The following is a 23,067-nucleotide window of genomic DNA, read 5'->3' as shown; positions in this document are numbered from 1 at the left end:
GGTCTAGCCCAGATTGCAGTGGAAATCCTTTTATAGTGTTGCCTGAGGCTCTCGAAGGCAATATTATAAAAGATTGCAACGGAAAGCTGGAATAGCTTCCAAAAAAAAAGATTACAAATAACCCGAAGTAGAGAAGGGATTTTCTAGTTCACAAAAACAAAAAAGTATGTACGTAGTAAAAAGAGATGGCCATAAAGAGCCAGTAATGTTTGACAAAATCACGGATAGAATTAAAAAACTATGTTATGGTTTAAATGATTTAGTTGATGCTGTAAAAGTAGCAATGCGCGTGATTGAAGGATTGTATGATGGCGTTACTACGTCGGAATTGGATAATCTTGCGGCTGAAACTGCGGCTTCAATGACGATTGCACATCCAGATTACGCTCAGTTGGCAGCACGAATTGCAATTTCGAATTTGCATAAAAATACCAACAAGTCGTTCTCGGAAACTATGAACGAAATGTTTCATTATGTGAATCCAAGAAACGGTCAATCGGCACCACTTTTATCGGAAGAAGTACATAAAGTTATTCAGGAAAATGCTGAATTTTTAAATTCACACATTATATACAACCGAGATTTCAACTACGATTATTTCGGATTTAAAACGCTAGAACGTTCGTATTTGTTGAGAATTAACGGTAAAATCGTAGAACGTCCACAACACATGCTGATGCGTGTTTCAGTTGGAATTCACTTAGACGATCTAAAATCGGTTATAGAAACCTACGACTTGATGTCGAAAAAATTCTTTACGCATGCAACGCCAACATTGTTCAATGCTGGAACTCCAAAACCTCAAATGTCTTCTTGTTTCCTATTGGCAATGCAAGACGATAGTATTGACGGAATTTACGACACGTTGAAACAAACGGCTAAAATTTCGCAATCGGCTGGTGGAATTGGACTTTCTATTCACAACGTTCGTGCAACCGGAAGTTACATTCGCGGAACCAACGGAACTTCAAACGGAATTGTTCCGATGTTACGTGTTTTCAACGATACTGCAAGATACGTAGATCAAGGTGGTGGAAAACGTAAAGGAAGTTTTGCTATTTATATTGAAACTTGGCATGCTGATATTTTTGATTTCCTAGACTTGAAAAAGAATACCGGAAAAGAAGAAATGCGTGCAAGAGATTTATTTTTTGCCATGTGGACTTCCGATTTATTCATGAAACGTGTTCAGGAAAATGGAAATTGGACGTTGATGTGTCCGAATGAATGTCCGGGATTATATGATGTTCACGGTGAAGAATTCGAAGCACTTTATACTTCATACGAAGCAGCAGGAAAAGGTAGAAAAACCATTAAAGCGCACGAATTATGGGAGAAAATTCTGGAATCTCAAATTGAAACTGGAACTCCTTATATGTTGTACAAAGATGCAGCCAACAGAAAATCGAACCAAAAAAATCTTGGAACAATCCGTTCATCGAACTTGTGTACTGAGATTATGGAATTTACATCGAAAGATGAAATTGCGGTTTGTAACTTGGCTTCGTTATCGTTACCAATGTTTGTTGAAAACGGACAATTCAACCACGATTTGTTGTTTACCGTAACCAAACGCGTAACAAGAAACTTAAATAAAGTAATTGACAGAAATTACTATCCTGTAAAAGAAGGAGAGAATTCTAACAAACGTCACCGTCCAATTGGTCTTGGTGTGCAAGGTTTGGCAGATGCATTCATCATGTTGAGAATGCCGTTTACAAGCGACGAAGCGAAAACATTAAACCAAGAAATTTTTGAAACATTATATTTTGCAGCCGTAACCGCATCTATGGAAATGGCTAAAGAAGAAGGTCCGTATTCTAGTTTTGCAGGTTCGCCAATTTCTCAAGGAGAATTCCAACACAACCTTTGGAATATTAAAGACGAAGAACTTTCTGGTCGTTGGGATTGGGCAAGCTTGCGTAAAGAAGTTATGGAACATGGTGTGAGAAATTCACTTTTGGTGGCGCCAATGCCAACAGCTTCAACTTCGCAGATTTTAGGAAATAACGAAGCATTCGAACCGTATACTTCTAACATTTATACACGCCGAGTTCTTTCAGGAGAATTTATCGTTGTAAACAAACATTTACTAGAAGATTTAGTAAACAGAGGTTTGTGGAACGAAGACTTGAAACAACAATTAATGCGTAACAACGGATCAGTTCAAGACTTGAATATTCCGCAAGATTTGAAAGAATTATACAAAACCGTATGGGAAATGTCGATGAAAGATATTATTGACATGAGCCGTCACAGAGGTTATTTTGTGGATCAATCGCAATCGTTGAACTTGTTTATGCAAGATGCCAATTATTCTAAATTAACATCGATGCATTTCTACGCTTGGAAAAGCGGCTTGAAAACTGGAATGTATTATTTGAGAACAAAAGCTGCGGTGGATGCAATCAAATTCACATTAAACAACGACAAAAAAGCAGAACCAATTGAGGTAAAAGAGCAACCAACAGTTCAAATAGTTTCTGAACCCATTGCCGAAAAATTACAACCAATTGCAGTTCTAAACGAACCGGTAGAAATGTCTGCTGAGGAATATAGAGCGATGATTGAATTGGCTAAAAACGCTGGACCTGAGGAATGTGAGATGTGTGGTTCATAGAAAAAGATGATTGAAAATCGTTTTTGTATTGATTTTTTCTATAAGTTTGTATTGTAATTGATTAAAAAGAAAAGACTTCAATTAATGAAGTCTTTCTTTTTTTGATATGAAATATAGTAGATGTATAAAATGTGAAACGCCTCTTGCGAGGCGTCAGACTAAAGATACTATCTTTAGCGTTGTTAATGTGGTGCAAATATAACAAATAAATAATGGGAGATACAAATATTTTAACAAAAAAAGAACGTGTAGTAGTATATGTTGATGGTTTTAATTTATACTTTGGAATGTTAGATGCAGGTTTAGATTATTGCAAATGGTTAAATCTAAATCTTTTAGTAAATAATTTATTGCAAGCAAATCAAGAATTAATTGAAATCAAATACTTTACTAGCAGAGTAAGCAATAACCCAGATAAGCAAAAAAGACAAAATACATACATAGAAGCTTTAGAAAGTACTGGTGTGAATATATATTATGGCAATTATCAAAAAGATAGTATTGAATGTAGAAGATGTAATAACATTTGGCCAACATATAATGAAAAAATGACGGATGTTAACATTGCTACTCAAATTTTAATAGATGCATATCAAGATAAATATGATATGGCGATGCTAATTTCTGGTGATAGTGATTTAGTTCCACCAATGAGAGCAGTTCATGAAATTTTTAATAAAAAAAGAGTATTTGTTGCATTTCCACCAAAAAGGCATAATCAATCAGTATCATTAATAGCCAAAGGATCACTAACAATTGGAAGAAAAAAATTAGTGGACAGTCAGTTTTCAGAAGAAATTACAAAAAAGGATGGTTACACATTAAAAAAACCTAAAGATTGGATGTAATTACAAAACTTTACAAAAAAACGAACTCTAAAACAGCTATCAATCGGTAGCTGTTTTTATTTTTAGAAAATAATTCTGCAATTCGTATCTTTGAAACAAATTATAACAAAATGTCAAAAGAAAAAGGAGTTTACACAGGAATTATAGAAAAAGACAACGACGGAAATTACTTCTGTGGCGAATACTTATTGGATTATAAAGAGGTTGAAAAAAACTTTAAAATTGGTGATGAAATCAACATCAAAACGGTTATTGCAAATCCAAGCGATAAAAGTTACAATCAATATCCAAAAAAATCTCGAGTATTTTTCTTAGCCAACGATAAAGAATAAAACAGCAATGATTACGGTTACAAGAACAACTTCCGACAATCAAGATTTTGAAAAACTAGTAATCGAGCTGGATGCTTTTTTAGCAATTATTGATGGTGAAGATCACGCGTTTTATGCGCAATTCAACAAAAGTAATTTATTGAAAAATGCATTAATCGCTTATGAAAACGAAACTGCAATTGGAATTGGCGCTTACAAAGAATACGATTCAGAAACAGTAGAAATGAAAAGAATGTATACTTTACCAGAACACCGCGGAAAAGGAATTGCTTCTACAATTTTATCGGAATTGGAACTTTGGGCTAAAGAAGAAAACTACAAAATTGCGGTTCTCGAAACAGGTATTCTTCAGAAAGAAGCGATTTCATTATATCAAAAACTGGGTTACGTTATAACTGAAAACTACGGTCAATATATAGGAGTTGAAAATAGCATTTGCTTGAAGAAAAAAATATAAGGAAATACAAAAAATCAAAAATCAAAATTCGTTAATCTGCAATCTAAAATCTAAATGAACTGGGAACAACTTTTATCTTTAAAACGCCAAGGCGACAAAGGAAAACGTCTACGAATTGAACAAGACGACACGCGATTGGGTTTTGAAGTAGATTATGATCGAATTATCTTTTCGGCGGCTTTTAGAAGTTTGCAAGATAAAACGCAAGTTATTCCGATGTCAAAAACTGATTTTGTGCACACGCGATTGACGCACAGTTTAGAAGTTTCGGTTGTTGGAAGATCATTAGGAAGATTGGTTGGAAAAAAAATCATTGAAAAATATCCGCATTTAAAAGAAATTCACGGTTACCAAGCCAATGATTTTGGAGCCATTGTTGCCGCTGCAGCTTTGTCGCACGATATTGGAAATCCGCCTTTCGGACATTCGGGTGAAAAAGCAATTGGCGAATATTTCTCTATCGGAAAAGGACAAAAATACAAAGACCAATTGTCGGATAAAGAATGGCAAGATTTAATTGATTTTGAAGGAAACGCCAACGGATTTTCAGTCTTAACAAGTTCGCGTCCCGGAATTGAAGGCAGCATTCGCTTGACTTACGCAGTTCTTGGCGCATTTATGAAATACCCGAAAGAGAGTTTGCCAAAAAAACCAACACAAAATATCGCTGATAAAAAATACGGTTTCTTTCAATCGGACAAGGAATTTTTTAAAGAAGTTGCTACCGAATTAGGAATGATTCCGAATAAATCAGGCAATGACATTGGTTATGAACGTCATCCACTTGCGTATTTAGTTGAAGCTGCCGATGATATTTGTTACACGATAATCGATTTTGAAGACGGTATAAACCTTGGATTAGTTTCGGAAGATTTTGCTTTAGAATATCTGATAAAACTGGTTAAAGATTCAATTGACACTTCCAAGTACAATTCACTAACAACAAAAGAAGACAGAATTAGTTATTTGCGCGCGCTAGCAATCGGAACTTTAATTAATGATGCGGTGCGAATATTTATTGAAAATGAGGAATCAATTCTGAATGGACAATTTCCTTATGCCTTAACAGATAAGAGTAAATACAAAGCTCAAATTGATGACATCATTAAAATAAGTGTTAAAAATATTTATCAAAGTCGCGAAGTTATTGAAAAAGAACTATCTGGATATCAAATAATTAATAATTTACTAGACAAATTTATCACGGCTTTTAACAACCATCACGAAGGCAAAGCTACGAACTACGACAAGTTGATTCTAAAAATTCTTCCTGAAAAGTATTTTTTAGAAAAAGAACAACTTTACGATAGGTTAATGGTAATGTGTCATTTTGTTTCAATGCTCACCGATGGTAATGCGTTGTTATACAGTAAAATAATTTCGGCTTAAAACGTTAAATATTTGATTTATAAGCTTTTTTTTTGTTTATACATTAATTTTAAATTAAGTTTGCTCAACCTAAAATACCTTATACTATTAAACCATGAAAAAAATTACGCTTTTACTATTACTTTCAAGTGCTTTTTTTGGATTTTCTCAAAACAAATTAGAGAAAATTCAACAGTATTTGAATGATAATAAAACAAGATTAGGATTATCAACTCAAGATATTCAAGAGTTGATTATAGAAAGCGAAGCCGTATCTGAAGGTACTGGTATAAACGCTTGCTATGTAAAACAAAGATACCAAGGTATTGAGTTATTCAATTCAACTTCTAACTTTTGGATAAAAAATAATGCTGTTATAAATGGAGGACAAGGATTAATTCCAAATATTACTCAAAAAGTAAATACAACTGCTCCATCATTATCGGTATTACAAGCTTTGTCTAGTGCGGTAAATTTACTAGAAATACACAATGCTGGTAGCTATCAAATAATTGAAGAAACTGATTCTAAGCATTTTAAAATTTCAAATGGAAACTTAGATGCGCCTATTACCGCAGAGCTTGTTTATCAATTAACTACTGATAACAAACTGCGTCTTGCATGGGATTTTACAATTGATGTAGTTGGTCATCAACACATGTGGAGTGTAAGAATCGATGCCTTAGATGGTAAAATTTTAGACAAGCACGATATGGTCATTTCTTGCAGTTTTGGTGATCATCCTAATCATGGAAGTAACGATTGTTTTGATGGTGCAAAAGCCTTCGCATCAAATTTTTTCAAAGAAGAGTCGTCTTCGATATTGAATGTAAATTCTGGGTCATACCGAGTAATTCCATTCAACTTTGAAAGTCCTAATCATAGTCCTAGACAATTAATATCTACACCGCATGATGTTTTAGCATCTCCTTATGGATGGCATGATACCAATGGTGCAAATGGTGCAGAATTTACCATTACTCGTGGAAACAATGTTCTAGCTCAAGATGATGCTAATGGTGATAATGGTACTGGAGTCTCTCCACAAGGTGGTACTTCGTTAAATTTTGATTTTCCTTACAACGGAACATTTCAACAACCGGCTACCTATCTTGATGCAGCGACAACCAATTTGTTTTACATGACTAATGTATTACATGATGTTTGGTACCGTTATGGTTTTAACGAAGTTAATGGAAATTTTCAACAGAATAACTACGGTAGAGGTGGTTTTGATAGTGGTTTTATTAACGATCACGTATTAGCCGATTCTCAAGATGGTTCAACAGCAGCACCACAAAATTTGAATAATGCAAACTTTGCGACACCTGTTGATGGTCAGTCACCAAGAATGCAGATGTTTTTATGGAATGTTACTTCTGGTGCAAGTTTAGAGCCTTTAAATATCAATTCTCCAGCAGATATTGCTGGTCCAAGAGAAGGTAGAGATAATGTTTTTAACCCAGGGCATGTAGCAATTCCAGTTGCTCCAGCATTTATTCAATCTGATTTAGTTTTATATAATGATGGAACAGCCGATCCAGGAGAAACTGATAATGCCGACGCTTGCGCGCCTGCCGTAAATGCTGCTGCTTTAAATGGTAAAATAGTGGTTGTTAGAAGATCTTTGGCAGAGGCTTTAGGAGGAACTCCGTGTGCTTTTACCGAAAAAGTAAAAAATGCACAAAATGCTGGCGCAACAGCTGTAATTATAGTTAACAATGTTGATCCTTCTGATACTGTTCCAGCTGCAATCAATATGTCTGGTGCCGATGCAACAATTACAATTCCAGCTATAAGCTTAACAAAAGCAGTAGGGTATCCATTAATTGAAAGAATTAAAATCGAAACTGTTAATGCCAAATTGCAAGTGCAATCGCCACCATTTGTTAATTCTGATGGAAGTTTTGATAATGGAATTATAGCTCATGAGTTTGGTCACGGAATCTCAAACAGATTAACAGGTGGTCCAGGAAATAGCAGTTGTTTGACGAATGCTGAACAAATGGGTGAAGGTTGGTCAGATTGGTTTGCTTTAATGATGCAAATTAAGACAGGTGATGTAGGAAGTTCTCCAAGAGGAATTGGTACTTTTGCTGTAAATGAGCCTACAAATGGACTTGGAATTAGAACTTTTCAATATTCTACCAATATGTCAATCAATCCATTGACATTTGCAGATTCTAATATTACTCAGCAACACAGTCGCGGTGAATTTATGGCTACCGTTTTATGGGATTTAACTTGGGCTTATATTCAAAAATATGGTTTTGACTCTAATATATATACTGGTACAGGTGGAAACAATAAAGTAATGCGTTTGGTAATTGATGGTTTAATTTTACAACCTTGTAATCCAACAATAGTTGAGTTTAGAGACGCACTTTTAGCAGCTGAACAAGCTACTTCAAATGGAGCTGATAACTGTTTGATTAAAGAAGTTTTTAGAAGACGTGGAGTAGGTTTAAATGCGACTTCTGGTTCAAGAGATAGCGCTTTAGATCAAGTAGAAAGCTTTACAGCTTTTCCAGCTGGTCCTAACTGTACTACTTTAGCTACGGATTCTTTTGATAACGAAGAGTTGTTTAAAGTATATCCAAATCCAACAAATGGTGAAGTAAATATTAGAATCAATAACTTCGTTGGAAAGGTAAATATTCAAGTAATAGATATCAATGGTAGAGTAGTGAATCAGTATTTAAATACCGATTTTAATATTGAAAAATCGATCAATATTAATCAGTTGCAAGCAGGTATTTATATCTTGAAAGTAAACTCAGATACTGTAAATTTCAGTCAAAAAATAGTATTGAAATAATAAAATAAATTCAAATAAAAAGAGACGTTTCCATAAGAAACGTCTCTTTTTTTGTTTTAATAAATTTAAAAATTGTCGATAAATTTATCTTTAGGATATTTAACTTGATAACTTATTCTAATTTTTTTCGTTTCATTTGGCGATAGTTTTATTTGCCAAGTTAGAATTCCAGTTTCCTTATTGACTTTTGCATTTCCATCATCAATTAATTCTACAGTAATATCTTTATCAGTACTTATTGGATATTGATCTTTAAGCATGATTGCTGCAGTTTCTTTTTTGTTATTTCGGATTGTAATATCATAAGTAAATGTCTGTTCTTTATACGACGACAAGAATTTAGTTCCCGATTTATCCACCACTTTTTCGCGTTTGATATTAATTTTTTTATCTCTTCCCATACTTAAATTTAAGGTATCAGAAGTTTGATTAGGATTAATATTCGTTTTACCAACATACATTCCTTCAAAGATAATGTTGGCTTCGCCTGGTAGTAAATTGTATTTGGAATACTCTTCAATTTCGGCAAGTAAAAAGGCTTCTTTTTCGACTTTTGGTACAGCGTAATGCTTGTAAGTTGCAGGAAGTTTTATTTCTTTTAAAGCGACACTGTGTACTTTATTGTTGGATAAAATATCATATGGAATGTCAATCTCGAAAGATACGTTTAATTGCGTTTCGTTAATTGATGTGTAATCATTCCTATCTTTCGTAGTAACAATCATAACGCCATTAGCACCTCGTGAACCATACAATGCTGCGCCTTCTGGTCCTTTTATAACATTTATAGATTTTATGGATTCTTGCGGTAATTGTTGTAAAACTGATGCCTCAACTATTCGATTGTCTATAACAATTAGAGTTGTTTTGTCACTTGTCATCGAACTACTACCTCTAATAACAATCCTATCACTTTCCTTACTTTTATAAGAGTTTTCAGCTATTAAACCTGGCGCTCTTCCTATTAATGTATTTGTAACAGTATTTTTATCTCCATCTCGATATAAATTTCCATATCTCAAAAACCAAGAGTTTAAAATAGGTGCTTGGTTGTTCTGACTTGGATTACCATTAGACAACGTTAGTTTCACTTTTTTCCAATCAATTCCACTCCATTGAGTTACTTGTGCTTTGTAAAGCATGTTGATAGGTGTAGTAACATTGTCGGCACGTAAATCGTAAAAAGGTTTCCATTTAGCCGAATCAGTGATGTAACTAATATCAAGATTTACTATGCCAGCTATTTCGTTCATCACTTGTAGCACTAGTTTTCCTTCTGATGTTTCGTCCTCTTTTTGAGTATCAACGACTAGTTTGTCATTTAGTGCCTTTAATTTTTTATTCCAGTTGATTTCTTTTTCTTGAAGTACTACAATTGTATTGTCCAATTCTGTTCTTTTGGATTTGTAATAATCTACTAGCTTACTTAATTCTGCGACGTTTATTCCGTTGTTTGTTCCGCCAGCGGTTTGATTATTATCAAGAAGAGTGATAGTTTGTTGATGTGAGTAAATATCAATCTGAATTTTTTTGATTTCTTTTTGTATAAATGTAATGCTATCACGTACTTTTTTTATAGAAGGATTGTTTTCGTCAACCTCATATTCTGATACATAATCGTCTGTAAATTGAACAGATAATATAGTGACCGAATTTGGTACACCAATTTTAATTGTATTTTCATTTAAATCATTAGCCACATTTTTAATAACAATTTCACTAGTGCCAACAGGAAGATTTAGTGAGGTTGTTTGTAGTAATTCGCCCGAATTATAATAAACGGTCGCTGCTTTTACTTTTGCGGAAGCAAAAATGGGTTTCTGAGCAAACGAGATGCCAGTACATAAAAGTGTAAAAAGAAATAGTTTTTTCATAGGTTGAATTTTAAATAAGTCGGTTTGATTTTTTAGTGTCTATGTAATTAACTCCAAGTCCACCAAGTATTTGGTAGTTTTCAAATTCTTTAGGATTGATAAATATATTCTGTTTTAACTCTTCGTTTTTTATAGAACTAGTATTTATCTGAATTGTTGTAGATAAATGTAAATTATGGCTTGTGATAGTAACGCTACCTTGTTTTATACTTTTGTCGATAGCCAATGGAACTGAATATTCTCCAGTTGTAGCATTAACAATTCCTTCTTTCAATGCGCCATTTACATAAATAGTACAATTGGGATATTCTTTTACCGAAAGCGGTTTTTTAGTCATTGCGTTTAGTAATTTTCCGGTTAAAGTGAACGAAATTGTTTTGCTTTCTGGTTTGACATAAGCTATTTTACCGATAGTATGTGGATTCGGTTTCGGACAATTTATCTCTGTTTTAGTAGGTGCATTATTTTGTGCAACAACATTTGAAGTCAGTAATACCGAAGCTGCAACCGCAACGGCATATTTGAAATTATTAATTTTTGAAACCTCATTAATTTCAAATTCTTCTTCCAATTGCGATGTTTTTACTCTGGCACAAATGCTTTTGTCTTTGTTTTCAGAAATAAATCAGGCTACTTCAGTAGTGGTTTTTCGACTTAAATCGATTACGTTTTTCGCACAAGAAGTACAAAATGATCCTTGAGAATTGGGAGTCATTTTATCAAAATTTTCAGAACAAGGACTTTTTATTTCTAAGGTGAATTTCTTTTTCATGAGTACGTCTTTTAATTTAACAAATGGTATTTGTTATAAAGAGTATTTTTTTATGAAAAAGGTTGGGAAGGTTGAAGTAAATTAAAAATTAAATTCTTCAACTGCTGTCGAATCTGTAACTGATTCAACCACAACTTTTGGTTTTAAGCGCAACGTTGCTGGACCAACTAAAGTAACCGGAAACTGGCCAATGGTATCGTTAGGAGTAATTAAGTTGCGACGTAGCATGATGCGTGTTAAGAATTTATTTTGTTGAATTGCATACGACTTTAATTGATGTTCTGCATCAAATCGAGACATGAATCCTTTGGGTTTTGGAATGATTGTAGACAAAAACAAACATTCGTTGAGCGATAAATCTATTGGACTTTTTTGAAAATAATAAGCAGCTGCTTCGCCAATGCCGTATACATTCGGTGCCCATTCTATTATATTAAAATAGACTTCGAGCATTCGGCTTTTACTAGCAATTCGGTTGTTTTCTAAAACATAAACCAACAAAATTTCCTCCAATTTTCTTGAAAGTGTTTTTTCGCGAGTTAGAAAAACATTTTTAACCAACTGCATGCTTATTGTACTTGCACCACGAGAAAACTTTTTTGTCTTAATATTCTTTACAATTGATTGTTTAAATGCTTCATTTATAAAACCGCGATGGTTAAAAAATGAAGGATCTTCACTAGTCAAAACGCACTTTTGTAAATAAGGTGAAATTTGCGAAAGCGGCGTATAATTTGGATTTGATGCACCTACAAAAATTGGTCTTTGTGCTTTTCCATTTTCTATAGCTTGGTACGTAAATTCAGTATTTAATTTATTTAAATTGGCTTCACCATATTTAGTGATTTTTAAATTTTCGGGTTGTAAGTGACTTTCAAAAACAACGCTATTGGGTTTGCTTGTTTGGTACTTAAAGTTCAAATTGTAAGCAAAATTTCCATCGGCTTCCATACCTTGAAAATGCTTAAACAAGCCGTTGGGTAAAGAGTTGATGAATTCTTGCGCCTTCATTTTTGGAATGTCTAATTTGAGTGCGTAAACTTTGTCATCGTCATTGGAGTAATATACAAATGGTTTGCAATTTATAGTACTGATTTTCACCCTTGAGGTACTGTCAATAGCCACGAAGCGTTCTCCAAATAAAAAACGGTAATCAAATTTAGCATTGTTAATCACCACATCTCTAGTTGCAATTTTTGGATGGTTTATCGAAAGTTTTTCAATAGCAGCGAAGCCATCAATATGCAATTCGCCACCATCCATATCAAGATTTTCTAGTTTGAAAAGAATGGATTTAAAACTGGCTTTTAAATTGAATTTTTGAGTGATGTAGGGAATTAAGATACTATCGTTTTTAGCATTAAAGAACTTTAAATCGGCTTTTCTATCTCTTGGATCTGCAAATCCTGAAATGCTCCAATCTTGTGAAAAATCATTAGCTTGAACGTTAATTAAAGTATTCAATTGCTTGTTTTGTAAGGCAAGTTTTTTAAAGTCTAAAATCACTTTATTTCCCATATCGTCCATTCGAAATTCAAATCCTTTAACGTTCATATCGGTTGGAACCAAATTTAAAGTTTGCGATAAAATACGGTAAACAAGTTTAGCATAATTGCCTTTTTCTGTAGACGATTCCTTTTCGGATTTACTTTTTAAAAAAGCGTCGAAATTCTTACCGTTTTTGTTTTTTACAAGTTGGACAAATCCGTCGTTAATGTCTAATGTTCCCAATTGAACCGTTCCAAGAAATAAATTCCAAAAGCTTACGCTAGTTTTTAAATTTTCGATGTAAACTAACGTATCGGCGTCTTTAGGAACTAATGAAATTTTCTCAAATTCAAGATCAGTCAATCCATTGAATTGAGCATTTTTAATTTTGAATTCGCATTGGTACTCGCGTTTCAATTTACCATTAACTTTAGCAATGGTGCTTTGTAAAACCGAATTTCTAAAGGCAAAAAGAAGCACCACTCCAAGTAGTAGCACGAGGAGTAAAATTTTGATTGCTAAAAAAAAGTACTTCTTTTTTGTTGTCATTTTGTTTTTTCAACTTCAAAACCAATCGCTAATACATTGGGTAAATAGTTGCCTTTAAAATTGTTAGTAATAGTTACGGTATAACTTCCTTTTTGGAGTTTTATTTTGTTTTTAATAATTTGTGATAAATCACAAATATCGCCAGCACAATCACCAAGTTCTTTACCCGATTGATCTTTTATTACTACATCTACTACTGTTTTTTCAATTGCTCCAGAAGGTTTCTCTAAGGTTACAACTATTGGAATTTTAGGGAATTGATAATCGTAAATGTGACTAAATTTAAAAACTAACGAGTAAAACTGGTTTTCTTCTTCAATGTTAAATTTATACTTTTTGACGTCGGTTTTTTGCCAACGGTTGTCTTCAAAATTTTTATCTAATTTAGAGTAGACAGAAGTAGTGCATGATATTAAAAAGACAAAACAGATGAGATACACAATTTTTGCTTTCATTTTATTGCAAATTATACTATTACTATTGAAATTTATCCAAATAAATGTGCTACAACTTCTTCAATCTTACTTACTAAAACTATTTTAATCCCCGGATATTTACTTGCAATTTTATTGTACTTAGATACAAAAATTGTTGCAAAACCAAGTTTCTCGGCTTCTTGAATGCGTTGTTCCACTCGGTTTACAGGACGAATTTCTCCTGACAATCCAACTTCACCAGCAAAGCATACGTCTTTATTAACCGCAATATCTTCGTTGGATGATAAAATTGCCGCAACCACTGCCAAATCGATTGCTGGATCGTCGACTGAAATTCCGCCAGTAACGTTTAGAAACACATCTTTTGTTCCCAAACGAAATCCAGCACGCTTCTCTAAGACTGCCAAAAGCATGTTGAGTCGTTTGGCGTTATATCCAGTGGTGCTTCGTTGTGGCGTTCCATAAACTGCGGTCGAAACTAGTGCTTGAATTTCAATCATCAATGGTCTCATTCCTTCAAGTGTAGAAGCAATTGCTGTTCCAGATAGTTCTTCTTGACGGTGTGAAAGTAATATTTCTGACGGATTGGAAACTTCGCGCAAGCCAGAACCGAGCATTTCGTAAATTCCGAGTTCGGCTGTAGATCCAAATCGGTTTTTTAAACTTCGTAAAATTCGATATACATGGTTTCTATCGCCTTCAAATTGCAAAACCGTATCGACCATGTGTTCTAAAATTTTTGGTCCAGCGATACTTCCATCTTTAGTAATATGCCCAATTAAAATTACCGGAACATTGGTTTCTTTGGCAAATTTTATAAGTTCGGCAGTACATTCTCTAATTTGAGAAATACTTCCTGGCGATGATTCGATGTAATCGGTATGAAGCGTTTGAATGGAATCGATAATTACAATTTCGGGTTCAATTTCTTGAATCTGCTTGAAAATATTCTGAGTTTTAGTTTCGGTTAAAATATAGCAATTGTCTCCGTTTGGTGTAATTCGTTCGGCACGCATTTTTATCTGCTTCTGACTTTCTTCGCCCGAAACATATAAGGTTTTGTAAGGTAATTTGAGTGAAATTTGCAACAGCAATGTACTTTTTCCAATTCCGGGTTCGCCGCCAAGTAATATTAAGGAACCGGGTACAATTCCGCCGCCAAGTACGCGATTGAGTTCTTCGTCAACGGTATTCATTCTAACCTCTAAAGTCGAATCAATTTCGGCAACTTTTAAGGGTTTCGATGCTTTTTTGACTTCATTAGTTATAGGTTTCCAAGCGGTTTTTTCTTCCTTTTGAATCACTTCTTCTACGATAGTATTCCATTCTTTACAGGCATTGCATTGGCCTTGCCATTTAGAATACTGCGTGCCACAATTTTGACAAAAAAAAGAAGTTTTTAGTTTCGACATTTGGTATTTTACTTGTATTATTTTTTAATTTGACTTCTAAGTTCATCTGCCTTTGCAAGCATCATGTCTTTGGTTAAGCTTCCAATTTCTTCCAACTGATATGCACTCAAATAGGTTTTCGAAGCACGTTTAAAATCGCCTGTATTTTCATAATATAGTGCTAAATGATAATCGCCAAGCATGGTTTTGGGATACATTTTATGAGATAATTGCGACAATTGTTCCAACTCAGAATAGGCTTTGTTTTTTATAATAGCAGCTTCAATAGCTTTGAAATCGTTGTAACGAATATTCATTTTCATTCCCATTGCTTTTTCTAAAATTTCGTATTTTGCGACTAAATAGTCAACATATCCAGAAGGAAGTTTCACGATTTTTTCTTGGAATTCAGTTGTCGAAATAGGTTTGTATGCAACAAAGAACTGATAAAGAGCATTGGGAATAGAGTGCAAAACTAATGAGTAATGTGATGCGCCTTGAATCTCGTCGTACTGATAATTCAGCATCGGATTTTTAACCGTTTTGATGTTTTCGTCTAAAATTTTAATTTTCTCTTTCATCTTTTTTATATCGCCATCGGCAGATGATTGATAATAAAAAACATTATTTTTCATAGCTGATAATCTTGATGCCACAATATTTTCCATTTCTAAAGATAATTCAGGACTAAAAGAAATGTAAGCATTAAAGATAGGATCATCTTTGTAAAGAAAAAAGTTCATGAAACCAGCAGTTACATCGTGACCTGCAATAATTTTGAACGGCGCTACGCGGTATTTTTTTTCTAAATAAGGCATCAATTCGCCACCTATAAATTCGAAAAATTTGGAACCTTTAGCATCTGGCAAACCAGTTTCTTTATCAATGGAACAGTCGTTGAAGCGTTCGTTTTCTTTGTTTTGATCAAGACCAACAAGGATAACTTCTGGTAAATCATCCCAATAATTGCCATAACTTAATGCTCCTTGAAATGGATCAAATAGATAGTCGCCATCTAATAAAAGCAAAATAGGAAATGCTTTTTTACTGTCTTTATTGTACGATGGAGGAAGTGATACCGTTAGGTGTCGGTATTTATCTAATTTTCTTGATAAAATACTATCTTTAGTTTTTTGGGAAAAAGAATTTGATGTAAGAATTAAAAGAAAAAATAGAATTGCTTTTTTCATAATTTGTTAGTGTTTGTTTTAACGCGGTAGGGTACATATTAAAGCAAGCAAGATAACAAATTATTTTCTATTTAATACAGGTAATAGTAAAAACGATAGTCCGCCAAGTAGAATAGTTAAAGCGGTTTGCGAAGTCCAAACTAGCCATCCAAAAGCAGTTCCAGCAGTATTTGAAACTCCGTAAAGCACAAAAATTTGAGCAATTAATAAAGGATAAGCACCAAAACCACTATTGGTAAATCCGATGGCAAGTGTTCCAAAAACAAAGCCAATAATGATGGCGCTAATGCCAATATTACTCGTTTCTTTAAGTGCAAAAATGGTAATATAAAACATGAGCAAATAGGTAAACCAAATAAATAATGAATGAAAAAGAAACGCCCATTTGTTTTTCATTTTTAAAATACTGGTCATTCCTTCTACAAGTCCTGAAAGTTTACTCTTAAGTTTATGGATTATTTTCCAGTTAGAATAGACCCAAATTAGTATAAAAGTTAGGAAACCTACAAAACCAACGATCATTAAAATCAATAATTTCTTGAAAGGAATTGTTGCTAATATAAAATCTTTTAAAACATCAAATTGGAGGATAAATGCAACTATAATAAAGAGTAAAAAAATTAGGGTATCCACTACTCTTTCGGCAATTATGGTTCCAAATGCTTTGTCAAACGGAATGCCTTCGTATTTTTTTAAAACTACTGCTCTAGAAATTTCTCCTGAACGTGGAATAGATAAATTCATGAAATAACAAACGCATACTGCCATGAAATTATTTTGAAATTTAGATTGATATCCTAAATGTTCAATTGAAAATTTCCATCTGTAAGCACGTGAAATAAAGCCGAATAGCGCGACAAAAAGCGATAAATTAATGTAGAAATAATCAGCGTTTTTAAAATAGCTTTTTATTTCTGCAAGTTGTTGTGGTGTAAACGAATTGTACTGATAAGTAATCAGAGCCACTCCTAAAATTAAAGGAATTAAGATTGACAGCCACTTGCTTATGGTTTTTTTCACAAACTAATTATTTCAGGGTGTTGGTAGTTTCATCAGGAAAAACTAACCATGGTTTGAAAGTCTTAGCTTCTTCAAAATCTAAAGTTGCGTAGGAAATAATGATAATGATGTCGCCAGCATGAACTTTTCTTGCCGCAGGACCATTTAATGTAATTTCACCTGAATTTCTTTGACCTTTGATGGCGTAAGTCTCAAAACGTTCACCATTGTTGATGTTTACAATAGAAACTTTTTCTCCTTCAATAAGATTTGAAGCGTCCATTAACTCTTCATCGATAGTGATACTACCAATATAATTTAAATCAGCGCCAGTTACTTTAACGCGATGAATCTTCGATTTTACTACTTGAATTTGCATGGTGCAAAGTTATATTATTTTTTTTATTTAGAAAGAAATAGTGTCAATCAATCTGACATTATTAACAAATACAGCTATAAAACCGCGGTATTTTTTATTGTTACTTTTTCGTTTACACGATTGTAATGTGGCTTCGTCGGCAATTTCAAAATATTCTAATTCAAATTGAGGATGTTTTTTAAATATTTGTTCAACCGAATTGATTACTTGTTTAGCAGATTGTCTGGCAAAAAGTATTTTTGCTTCTTGCAGTGTTTTAAAAATTAAGGATGCTTCTTTACGTTCAACATCTGTTAATCTTTCGTTTCTTGAACTCATTGCTAAGCCATTAGGTTCTCTATATATTTCGCATCCAACAATAGTAACGGGTAGTTTTTGTTTTTCTACAAGTTTTCTAACTATTTGTAGTTGCTGAAAATCTTTTTCGCCAAAGTAGGCGTTTGTTGGTTTCACAATTTCAAATAATCGTTTTACCACTGTACCAACACCATCGAAATGTCCTGGTCGAAACTTTCCTTCCATTTGATTTTCTAATCCGTCAAAATTGTAGTGCTTGGATTTAGTATTTCCTTCATAAATATCTTCTACAGTTGGCGCATAAATAACAATTTCGTCACTTACAGTTTTCACTTTATCAATATCGGCTTCAAGTGTTCTTGGATATTTTTTTAAATCTTCAGGATTGTTAAATTGTGTAGGATTTACAAAAATACTTATCACGGTAATTGCGTTATTTCTTATGGATTCTTTAAGCAAAGACAAGTGTCCAGCATGCAATGCACCCATAGTTGGAACAAATCCTATACTCGAATTTGAGGCAGAAACACCCAATAAATAATGGTTTAAATCGACATTGTTCGTAAAAATGTGCATCAGCTTTTATTTGAAATAGGGTACAAACTTACTATTTTAGTAAATAACTGCATAAAATTTCGTAATTTTGCGTGCTTTTATTTTCAATAAATAAACATAATACTGTATGGAAGACAAGAGGATATTGTATGTATCATCTGAAGTGGTGCCTTATTTAGCAGAGAACGAAGTTTCTCTGATGTCTTATGATGTGCCTAAAATGATTAACGATCAAGGCGGACAAATTAGAATTTTTATGCCTAGGTATGGAAATATCAATGAAAGAAGACATCAGTTGCATGAAGTTATTCGCCTTTCTGGGATGAATCTTGTGGTAAATGATGTTGATATGCCGTTGATTATTAAAGTTGCATCAATTCCTAAAGAAAGAATTCAGGTATATTTTATAGATAACGACGAATATTTTAAACGCAAAGCCACATTTTCTGATGAAGATGGTGTGATGTATCCAGATAACGACGAACGTGCCATTTTCTTTGCAAAAGGTGTAGTCGAAACGGTAAAAAAATTAAATTGGGTTCCCGATATTATTCACGTTCACGGTTGGATGGCATCAATGCTTCCTGTTTACATGAAGCATTTTTATAAAGACGAAGCCTTGTTTTCGGAGACTAAGATTGTAAGCTCAATTTATGCTCAATCGTTTGATGGTACTTTAGATGTTGAAATGATTAACAAAGTGAAGTTTGACGGTATTCCTGCAGAGGCAATTGCTGATTTGGAAACGCCAAATTACGAGAATTTAATCAAAACGTCGATTCTTCATTCAGATGCTGTAATTATTGCATCAGACAATCTGTCGTCAAGTTTAACAAAATTTATAGAATCTTCGGATAAACCTTTTTTACCTTTCGCACCGAAAGAGGAGTTTGCAGCTGCTTACACATCCTTTTATAAAAATATGTTATAATTATAATTTACATTAAAAACATGAAATTTAATTTCTTATTTAAATCATTATTGCTCTCGTTGTTTGCAATTTTCGTAATTTCTTGCGACAAAGATTATAATGAAATCGGAACCGATGTTATTGGACCCGATCATTACAATTTTGACAAATACTCTGAGGCTTCTGTTGTAGCCTACAACCAAAAAGTCGATGTGGTTCAAACCAATAATTTGCCCTTAAATGCGCTGGGTTATTACAACAATCCAGTATTTGGAAAAACCAAAGCTAGTTTTGTTACACAAGTTGAACTAGTCGGTGCCGATCCAAAGTTTTTTAATCCGGGTGCGGTAGTAATTGATTCGGTGTATTTGTATGTGCCTTATTTCATAAATAGTGCAAAAACGGTTAGAGATAGCGAAACGGGTGATAGTACGTATGAATTAGATTCAATCCAAGGCGGAACTAAAAAAATTAAATTGAGTTTATATGAGTCAGGATATTATTTAAGAGATTTCGACGCTTCTTCGGGCTTACAACAACCGCAACGCTATTATTCAAATCAAACTCCTGAATTTACACAAGCAATTGTAGATAATAGTAGTGTTTTGGCAAATAATAGATTGAATGATCAAACTATTGATGGGCAAAATGTTGTAACTCAAAATGATGAGTTTGTTTTTAGTAATAAAGAAATCAAGCTGACTTATGTAAAAGATAATGAAACCAAAGTGAAACAACGCTTAGCGCCTGGAATGTTTCTGAATTTAAACAAGCAGTTTTTTAAAAATAAAATAGCAAATGCTCCAGCAGGCAAGCTGTTAAATAACAATGTTTTCAAAAATTATTTTAAAGGTATCTATTTTAAAGTGGATGCTGCAACTACCGATCCTGATGGAGGTTCTATGGCAATGATGGATTTTTCTAAAGGTGAAATAACTATTGTATACCGCGATCAAACATCTGCAACTAATGAAACACGTGTCAGAAAAACATTAATATTAAAAACACTAGGTAATAGCGTAAATCTTTTCGAAAACGAAGACAATACTGCTTATTTGAGTAATATAGCTGCGGCAAATCCAACTTTAGGTGATGAAAAATTATACTTAAAAGGACAGCAAGGTGCAATGGCAGTAATTAGTTTGTTTGGAGAGGCAAATCCCATTACCGGAAAATTTCCAGAATTACAAGCATTAAAGACTAATGGTTGGTTAATTAATGAAGCTAATTTGACTTTTTATATCGATAAAGATGCCATGGGAACTGCGCCTGAACCAAATCGAATATATTTGTATGATATAAATAACAGAAGACCACTTTTAGATTATTTTGACGATACAACTTTGGGAGCAACAGAAAAGTTTAATAAAAGAGTTCATGGCGGAATTATAGAGGTTGATGATGCCGAAAACCCTAGAGGTGTTAAATATAAAGTAAGACTAACACGACACATTAGGAATTTGATTAATAACGATTCCACCAACGTTAAACTAGGATTGGTAGTAACGGAAAATATTGGTAATGTGAGTACGGCACGATTAAAAAATCCAGTGTCTCCAACTTTAGACAGAGTTCCTTTTTCTTCTGTTATAAACCCGTTAGGAACTTTGATTTATGGTAGTAAAGCATCACCAAATGTGCCTGAGGCGAAAAGAATGAAATTAGAAATTTTTTACACAAAACCTGAATAATACTTATAACTATGTGTGGAATTGTAGGATATATTGGAACAAGAGAAGCTTTCCCTATTATTATTAAAGGCTTAAAGCGACTAGAATATAGAGGTTACGATAGTGCCGGAATAATGCTTTATGATGGAACTAATTTAAAAGTTTCTAAAACCAAAGGCAAGGTTTCTGATCTTGAAGAAAAATCAAAAGAAATTTTGACTAATGGCACCATTGGAATGGGACATACGCGTTGGGCAACACATGGTGTTCCTAATGATGTTAACTCACATCCACATTTGTCCAACTCTGGAGATTTGGCTATAATTCATAATGGTATCATTGAAAATTATGAACCACTTAAGAAAGAGCTGATAAAAAGAGGTTATGTTTTTAAATCAGATACTGATACTGAAGTCTTAGTTAATCTTATTGAAGATGTACAGAAAAAGGACAATTTAAAATTGGGTAAAGCAGTACAAATAGCCTTAAATCAGGTGGTTGGTGCTTATGCAATCTGCGTTTTTGACACTAAAAAGCCAGATGAAATAGTTGTAGCTCGATTAGGAAGTCCGTTAGCAATTGGTGTTGGTGAAAACGAATATTTTATCGCTTCAGATGCATCTCCATTTATTGAGTATACTTCAAATGCTATTTATCTAGAAGATGAAGAAATGGCAATAGTACGATTGAATAAATCCTTGAAAATTAGAAAAATCAAAGACGATTCGTTGGTTGATCCTTACATTCAAGAGTTGCAAATGAATTTGGAACAAATTGAAAAAGGCGGATACGAACATTTCATGCTTAAAGAAATTTATGAGCAGCCAAATGTTATAAAAGATACTTACAGAGGAAGGCTTCATGCAAATACTGGTATCATTCAGATGGCTGGTATAGAAGATAATTTAGAAAAATTTCTTCATGCAGAACGTATAATAATCATCGCTTGCGGTACCTCTTGGCATGCCGGATTAGTAGCAGAGTACATTATTGAAGAATTTGCAAGAATACCAGTTGAAGTTGAGTACGCTTCGGAATTCAGATACAGAAATCCAATCATAACTTCCAAAGATGTTGTTATAGCCATTTCACAGTCTGGAGAAACCGCTGATACATTAGCTGCAATTAAACTTGCTAAAGAAAAAGGAGCTTTTGTTTTTGGAGTTTGTAATGTTGTTGGATCATCAATTTCTAGAGAGACTCATGCTGGTGCTTATACACATGCTGGTCCAGAAATTGGGGTTGCATCGACTAAGGCATTTACAACTCAAATTACAATTTTGACGTTAATTTCTTTACGTTTAGCTAAAGCAAAAGGAACGCTTTCTAATTCAGATTACTTTAGGTATTTGCAAGAATTAGAATTAATACCAGAAAAAGTTGCCGAAGCATTGAATACAAACGATATTGCTAAGCAAATTGCAGAAATTTATAAAGATGCTCCAAACTGTTTGTATTTGGGAAGAGGGTATAATTTTCCAGTAGCATTAGAAGGAGCATTGAAGCTAAAAGAAATATCATACATTCACGCTGAAGGTTACCCTGCTGCAGAAATGAAACACGGTCCGATTGCTTTGATTGATGATAAAATGCCAGTTATTGTAATTGCACCAAAACAAGGACATTATGATAAATTGGTAAGTAACATTCAAGAAATTAAATCGAGAAGCGGTAAAATTATTGCTATAGTTACTAAGGGCGATACACAAGTAAAAGATTTAGCCGATCACGTGATTGAAATTCCTGATACTTCTGACGCTTTATCACCATTATTAACAACTATACCGTTGCAATTATTGTCTTATCATATTGCTGTGTTACGAGGTTGTAATGTTGATCAGCCAAGAAATTTAGCTAAGTCGGTTACGGTAGAATAGTAATTAATGTCATTATTTATAACATTAAGCGAGATTTTATCTCGCTTTTTTTATTTTTATTTATTAACAAATTTTATTATGATAAATTTAAAAAATTTAGAAATTTATTATGTATGCATACTATTTATTTGTTAATATCTACAAAATGTTAAGAAAAGTTTAAAAAATCGTAAATATCAAATAAATAATAAATATATAATTTCATTGTTAATAGTGAAATTAACTTGATGTTTTTT

The 23,067-nt window shown here is 33.4% G+C and carries 19 protein-coding genes; 9 read left to right on the top strand and 10 right to left on the bottom strand.

Annotation, left to right across the window (positions count from 1 at the left end; genetic code table 11):
• The first annotated feature begins 166 nt into the window (after nt 1-166).
• The 6 genes from ACZ098_RS06210 (at nt 167) to ACZ098_RS06185 (ending at nt 8,443) form a co-directional block, all read left to right on the top strand.
• A complete protein-coding gene (locus ACZ098_RS06210; RefSeq protein WP_487310875.1) occupies nt 167-2,620 on the top strand; it encodes a ribonucleoside-diphosphate reductase subunit alpha in 2,454 nt (817 codons plus the stop codon).
• A 212-nt stretch (nt 2,621-2,832) separates the two neighbouring features.
• On the top strand, nt 2,833-3,468 hold the full coding sequence (locus ACZ098_RS06205; RefSeq protein ID WP_487310874.1) for an NYN domain-containing protein: 636 nt from the start codon (nt 2,833-2,835) through the stop codon (nt 3,466-3,468).
• A gap of 110 nt (nt 3,469-3,578) precedes the next feature.
• A complete protein-coding gene (locus tag ACZ098_RS06200; protein ID WP_395065997.1) occupies nt 3,579-3,800 on the top strand; it encodes a S1 domain-containing protein in 222 nt (73 codons plus the stop codon).
• A gap of 7 nt (nt 3,801-3,807) precedes the next feature.
• Nucleotides 3,808-4,257, top strand: coding sequence for a GNAT family N-acetyltransferase (locus tag ACZ098_RS06195; protein WP_487310873.1), 450 nt, complete (start codon nt 3,808-3,810; stop codon nt 4,255-4,257).
• A 54-nt stretch (nt 4,258-4,311) separates the two neighbouring features.
• Entirely contained in the window at nt 4,312-5,646 is a 1,335-nt protein-coding gene (locus ACZ098_RS06190; protein WP_487310872.1) for a deoxyguanosinetriphosphate triphosphohydrolase, read from the top strand.
• Between the two features lie 94 nt (nt 5,647-5,740).
• A complete protein-coding gene (locus ACZ098_RS06185; protein ID WP_487310871.1) occupies nt 5,741-8,443 on the top strand; it encodes a T9SS-dependent M36 family metallopeptidase in 2,703 nt (900 codons plus the stop codon).
• Between the two features lie 65 nt (nt 8,444-8,508).
• Here ACZ098_RS06185 and ACZ098_RS06180 read toward each other — a convergent pair whose 3' ends face one another.
• The 10 genes from ACZ098_RS06180 to panC form a co-directional block, all read right to left on the bottom strand.
• Nucleotides 8,509-10,317, bottom strand: coding sequence for a mucoidy inhibitor MuiA family protein (locus tag ACZ098_RS06180; RefSeq protein WP_487310870.1), 1,809 nt, complete (start codon nt 10,315-10,317; stop codon nt 8,509-8,511).
• Nucleotides 10,318-10,327: 10 nt separating this feature from the next.
• Nucleotides 10,328-10,888: a hypothetical protein gene (locus tag ACZ098_RS06175; RefSeq protein WP_487310869.1), complete on the bottom strand. Its 561-nt coding sequence runs from the start codon at nt 10,886-10,888 to the stop codon at nt 10,328-10,330.
• A 54-nt stretch (nt 10,889-10,942) separates the two neighbouring features.
• Nucleotides 10,943-11,089 carry a hypothetical protein gene (locus ACZ098_RS06170; RefSeq protein WP_487310868.1) on the bottom strand — a complete coding sequence of 49 codons (147 nt, stop codon included), beginning with the start codon at nt 11,087-11,089 and terminating at the stop codon, nt 10,943-10,945.
• An 81-nt stretch (nt 11,090-11,170) separates the two neighbouring features.
• Complete coding sequence (locus ACZ098_RS06165) at nt 11,171-13,126, bottom strand: transglycosylase domain-containing protein (protein ID WP_487310867.1); 1,956 nt, start codon at nt 13,124-13,126, stop codon at nt 11,171-11,173.
• Complete coding sequence (locus ACZ098_RS06160; RefSeq protein ID WP_487310866.1) at nt 13,123-13,581, bottom strand: gliding motility lipoprotein GldH family protein; 459 nt, start codon at nt 13,579-13,581, stop codon at nt 13,123-13,125. Before ACZ098_RS06160 ends, ACZ098_RS06165 begins: the two co-directional genes overlap by 4 nt.
• 32 nt (nt 13,582-13,613) lie before the next feature.
• A complete protein-coding gene (gene radA / locus ACZ098_RS06155; RefSeq protein WP_487310865.1) occupies nt 13,614-14,975 on the bottom strand; it encodes a DNA repair protein RadA in 1,362 nt (453 codons plus the stop codon).
• A gap of 17 nt (nt 14,976-14,992) precedes the next feature.
• Nucleotides 14,993-16,144: an alpha/beta hydrolase gene (locus tag ACZ098_RS06150; RefSeq protein ID WP_487310864.1), complete on the bottom strand. Its 1,152-nt coding sequence runs from the start codon at nt 16,142-16,144 to the stop codon at nt 14,993-14,995.
• A gap of 60 nt (nt 16,145-16,204) precedes the next feature.
• Nucleotides 16,205-17,164, bottom strand: a complete 960-nt coding sequence (locus ACZ098_RS06145) for a lysylphosphatidylglycerol synthase transmembrane domain-containing protein (RefSeq protein WP_487310863.1) — start codon at nt 17,162-17,164, stop codon at nt 16,205-16,207.
• A gap of 7 nt (nt 17,165-17,171) precedes the next feature.
• A complete protein-coding gene (gene panD / locus ACZ098_RS06140) occupies nt 17,172-17,522 on the bottom strand; it encodes an aspartate 1-decarboxylase (RefSeq protein WP_487310862.1) in 351 nt (116 codons plus the stop codon).
• A gap of 27 nt (nt 17,523-17,549) precedes the next feature.
• Entirely contained in the window at nt 17,550-18,395 is an 846-nt protein-coding gene (panC, locus tag ACZ098_RS06135; RefSeq protein WP_487310861.1) for a pantoate--beta-alanine ligase, read from the bottom strand.
• A 106-nt stretch (nt 18,396-18,501) separates the two neighbouring features.
• Between panC and ACZ098_RS06130 the strand changes: the two genes are divergently transcribed.
• From ACZ098_RS06130 to glmS, 3 genes are read left to right on the top strand one after another with little or no spacing between them, the layout of a single operon-like run.
• Complete coding sequence (locus ACZ098_RS06130) at nt 18,502-19,305, top strand: glycogen/starch synthase (protein WP_487310860.1); 804 nt, start codon at nt 18,502-18,504, stop codon at nt 19,303-19,305.
• Between the two features lie 20 nt (nt 19,306-19,325).
• Entirely contained in the window at nt 19,326-20,975 is a 1,650-nt protein-coding gene (gene bamH, locus ACZ098_RS06125) for a BamH family beta-barrel-assembly machinery protein (RefSeq protein ID WP_487310859.1), read from the top strand.
• An 11-nt stretch (nt 20,976-20,986) separates the two neighbouring features.
• Complete coding sequence (gene glmS, locus ACZ098_RS06120) at nt 20,987-22,831, top strand: glutamine--fructose-6-phosphate transaminase (isomerizing) (RefSeq protein ID WP_487310858.1); 1,845 nt, start codon at nt 20,987-20,989, stop codon at nt 22,829-22,831.
• The last annotated feature ends 236 nt before the right edge of the window (nt 22,832-23,067 follow it).

Source organism: Flavobacterium sp. SP2 (assembly GCF_057626655.1).
This window is presented reverse-complemented; position numbering and strand designations above follow the sequence as displayed.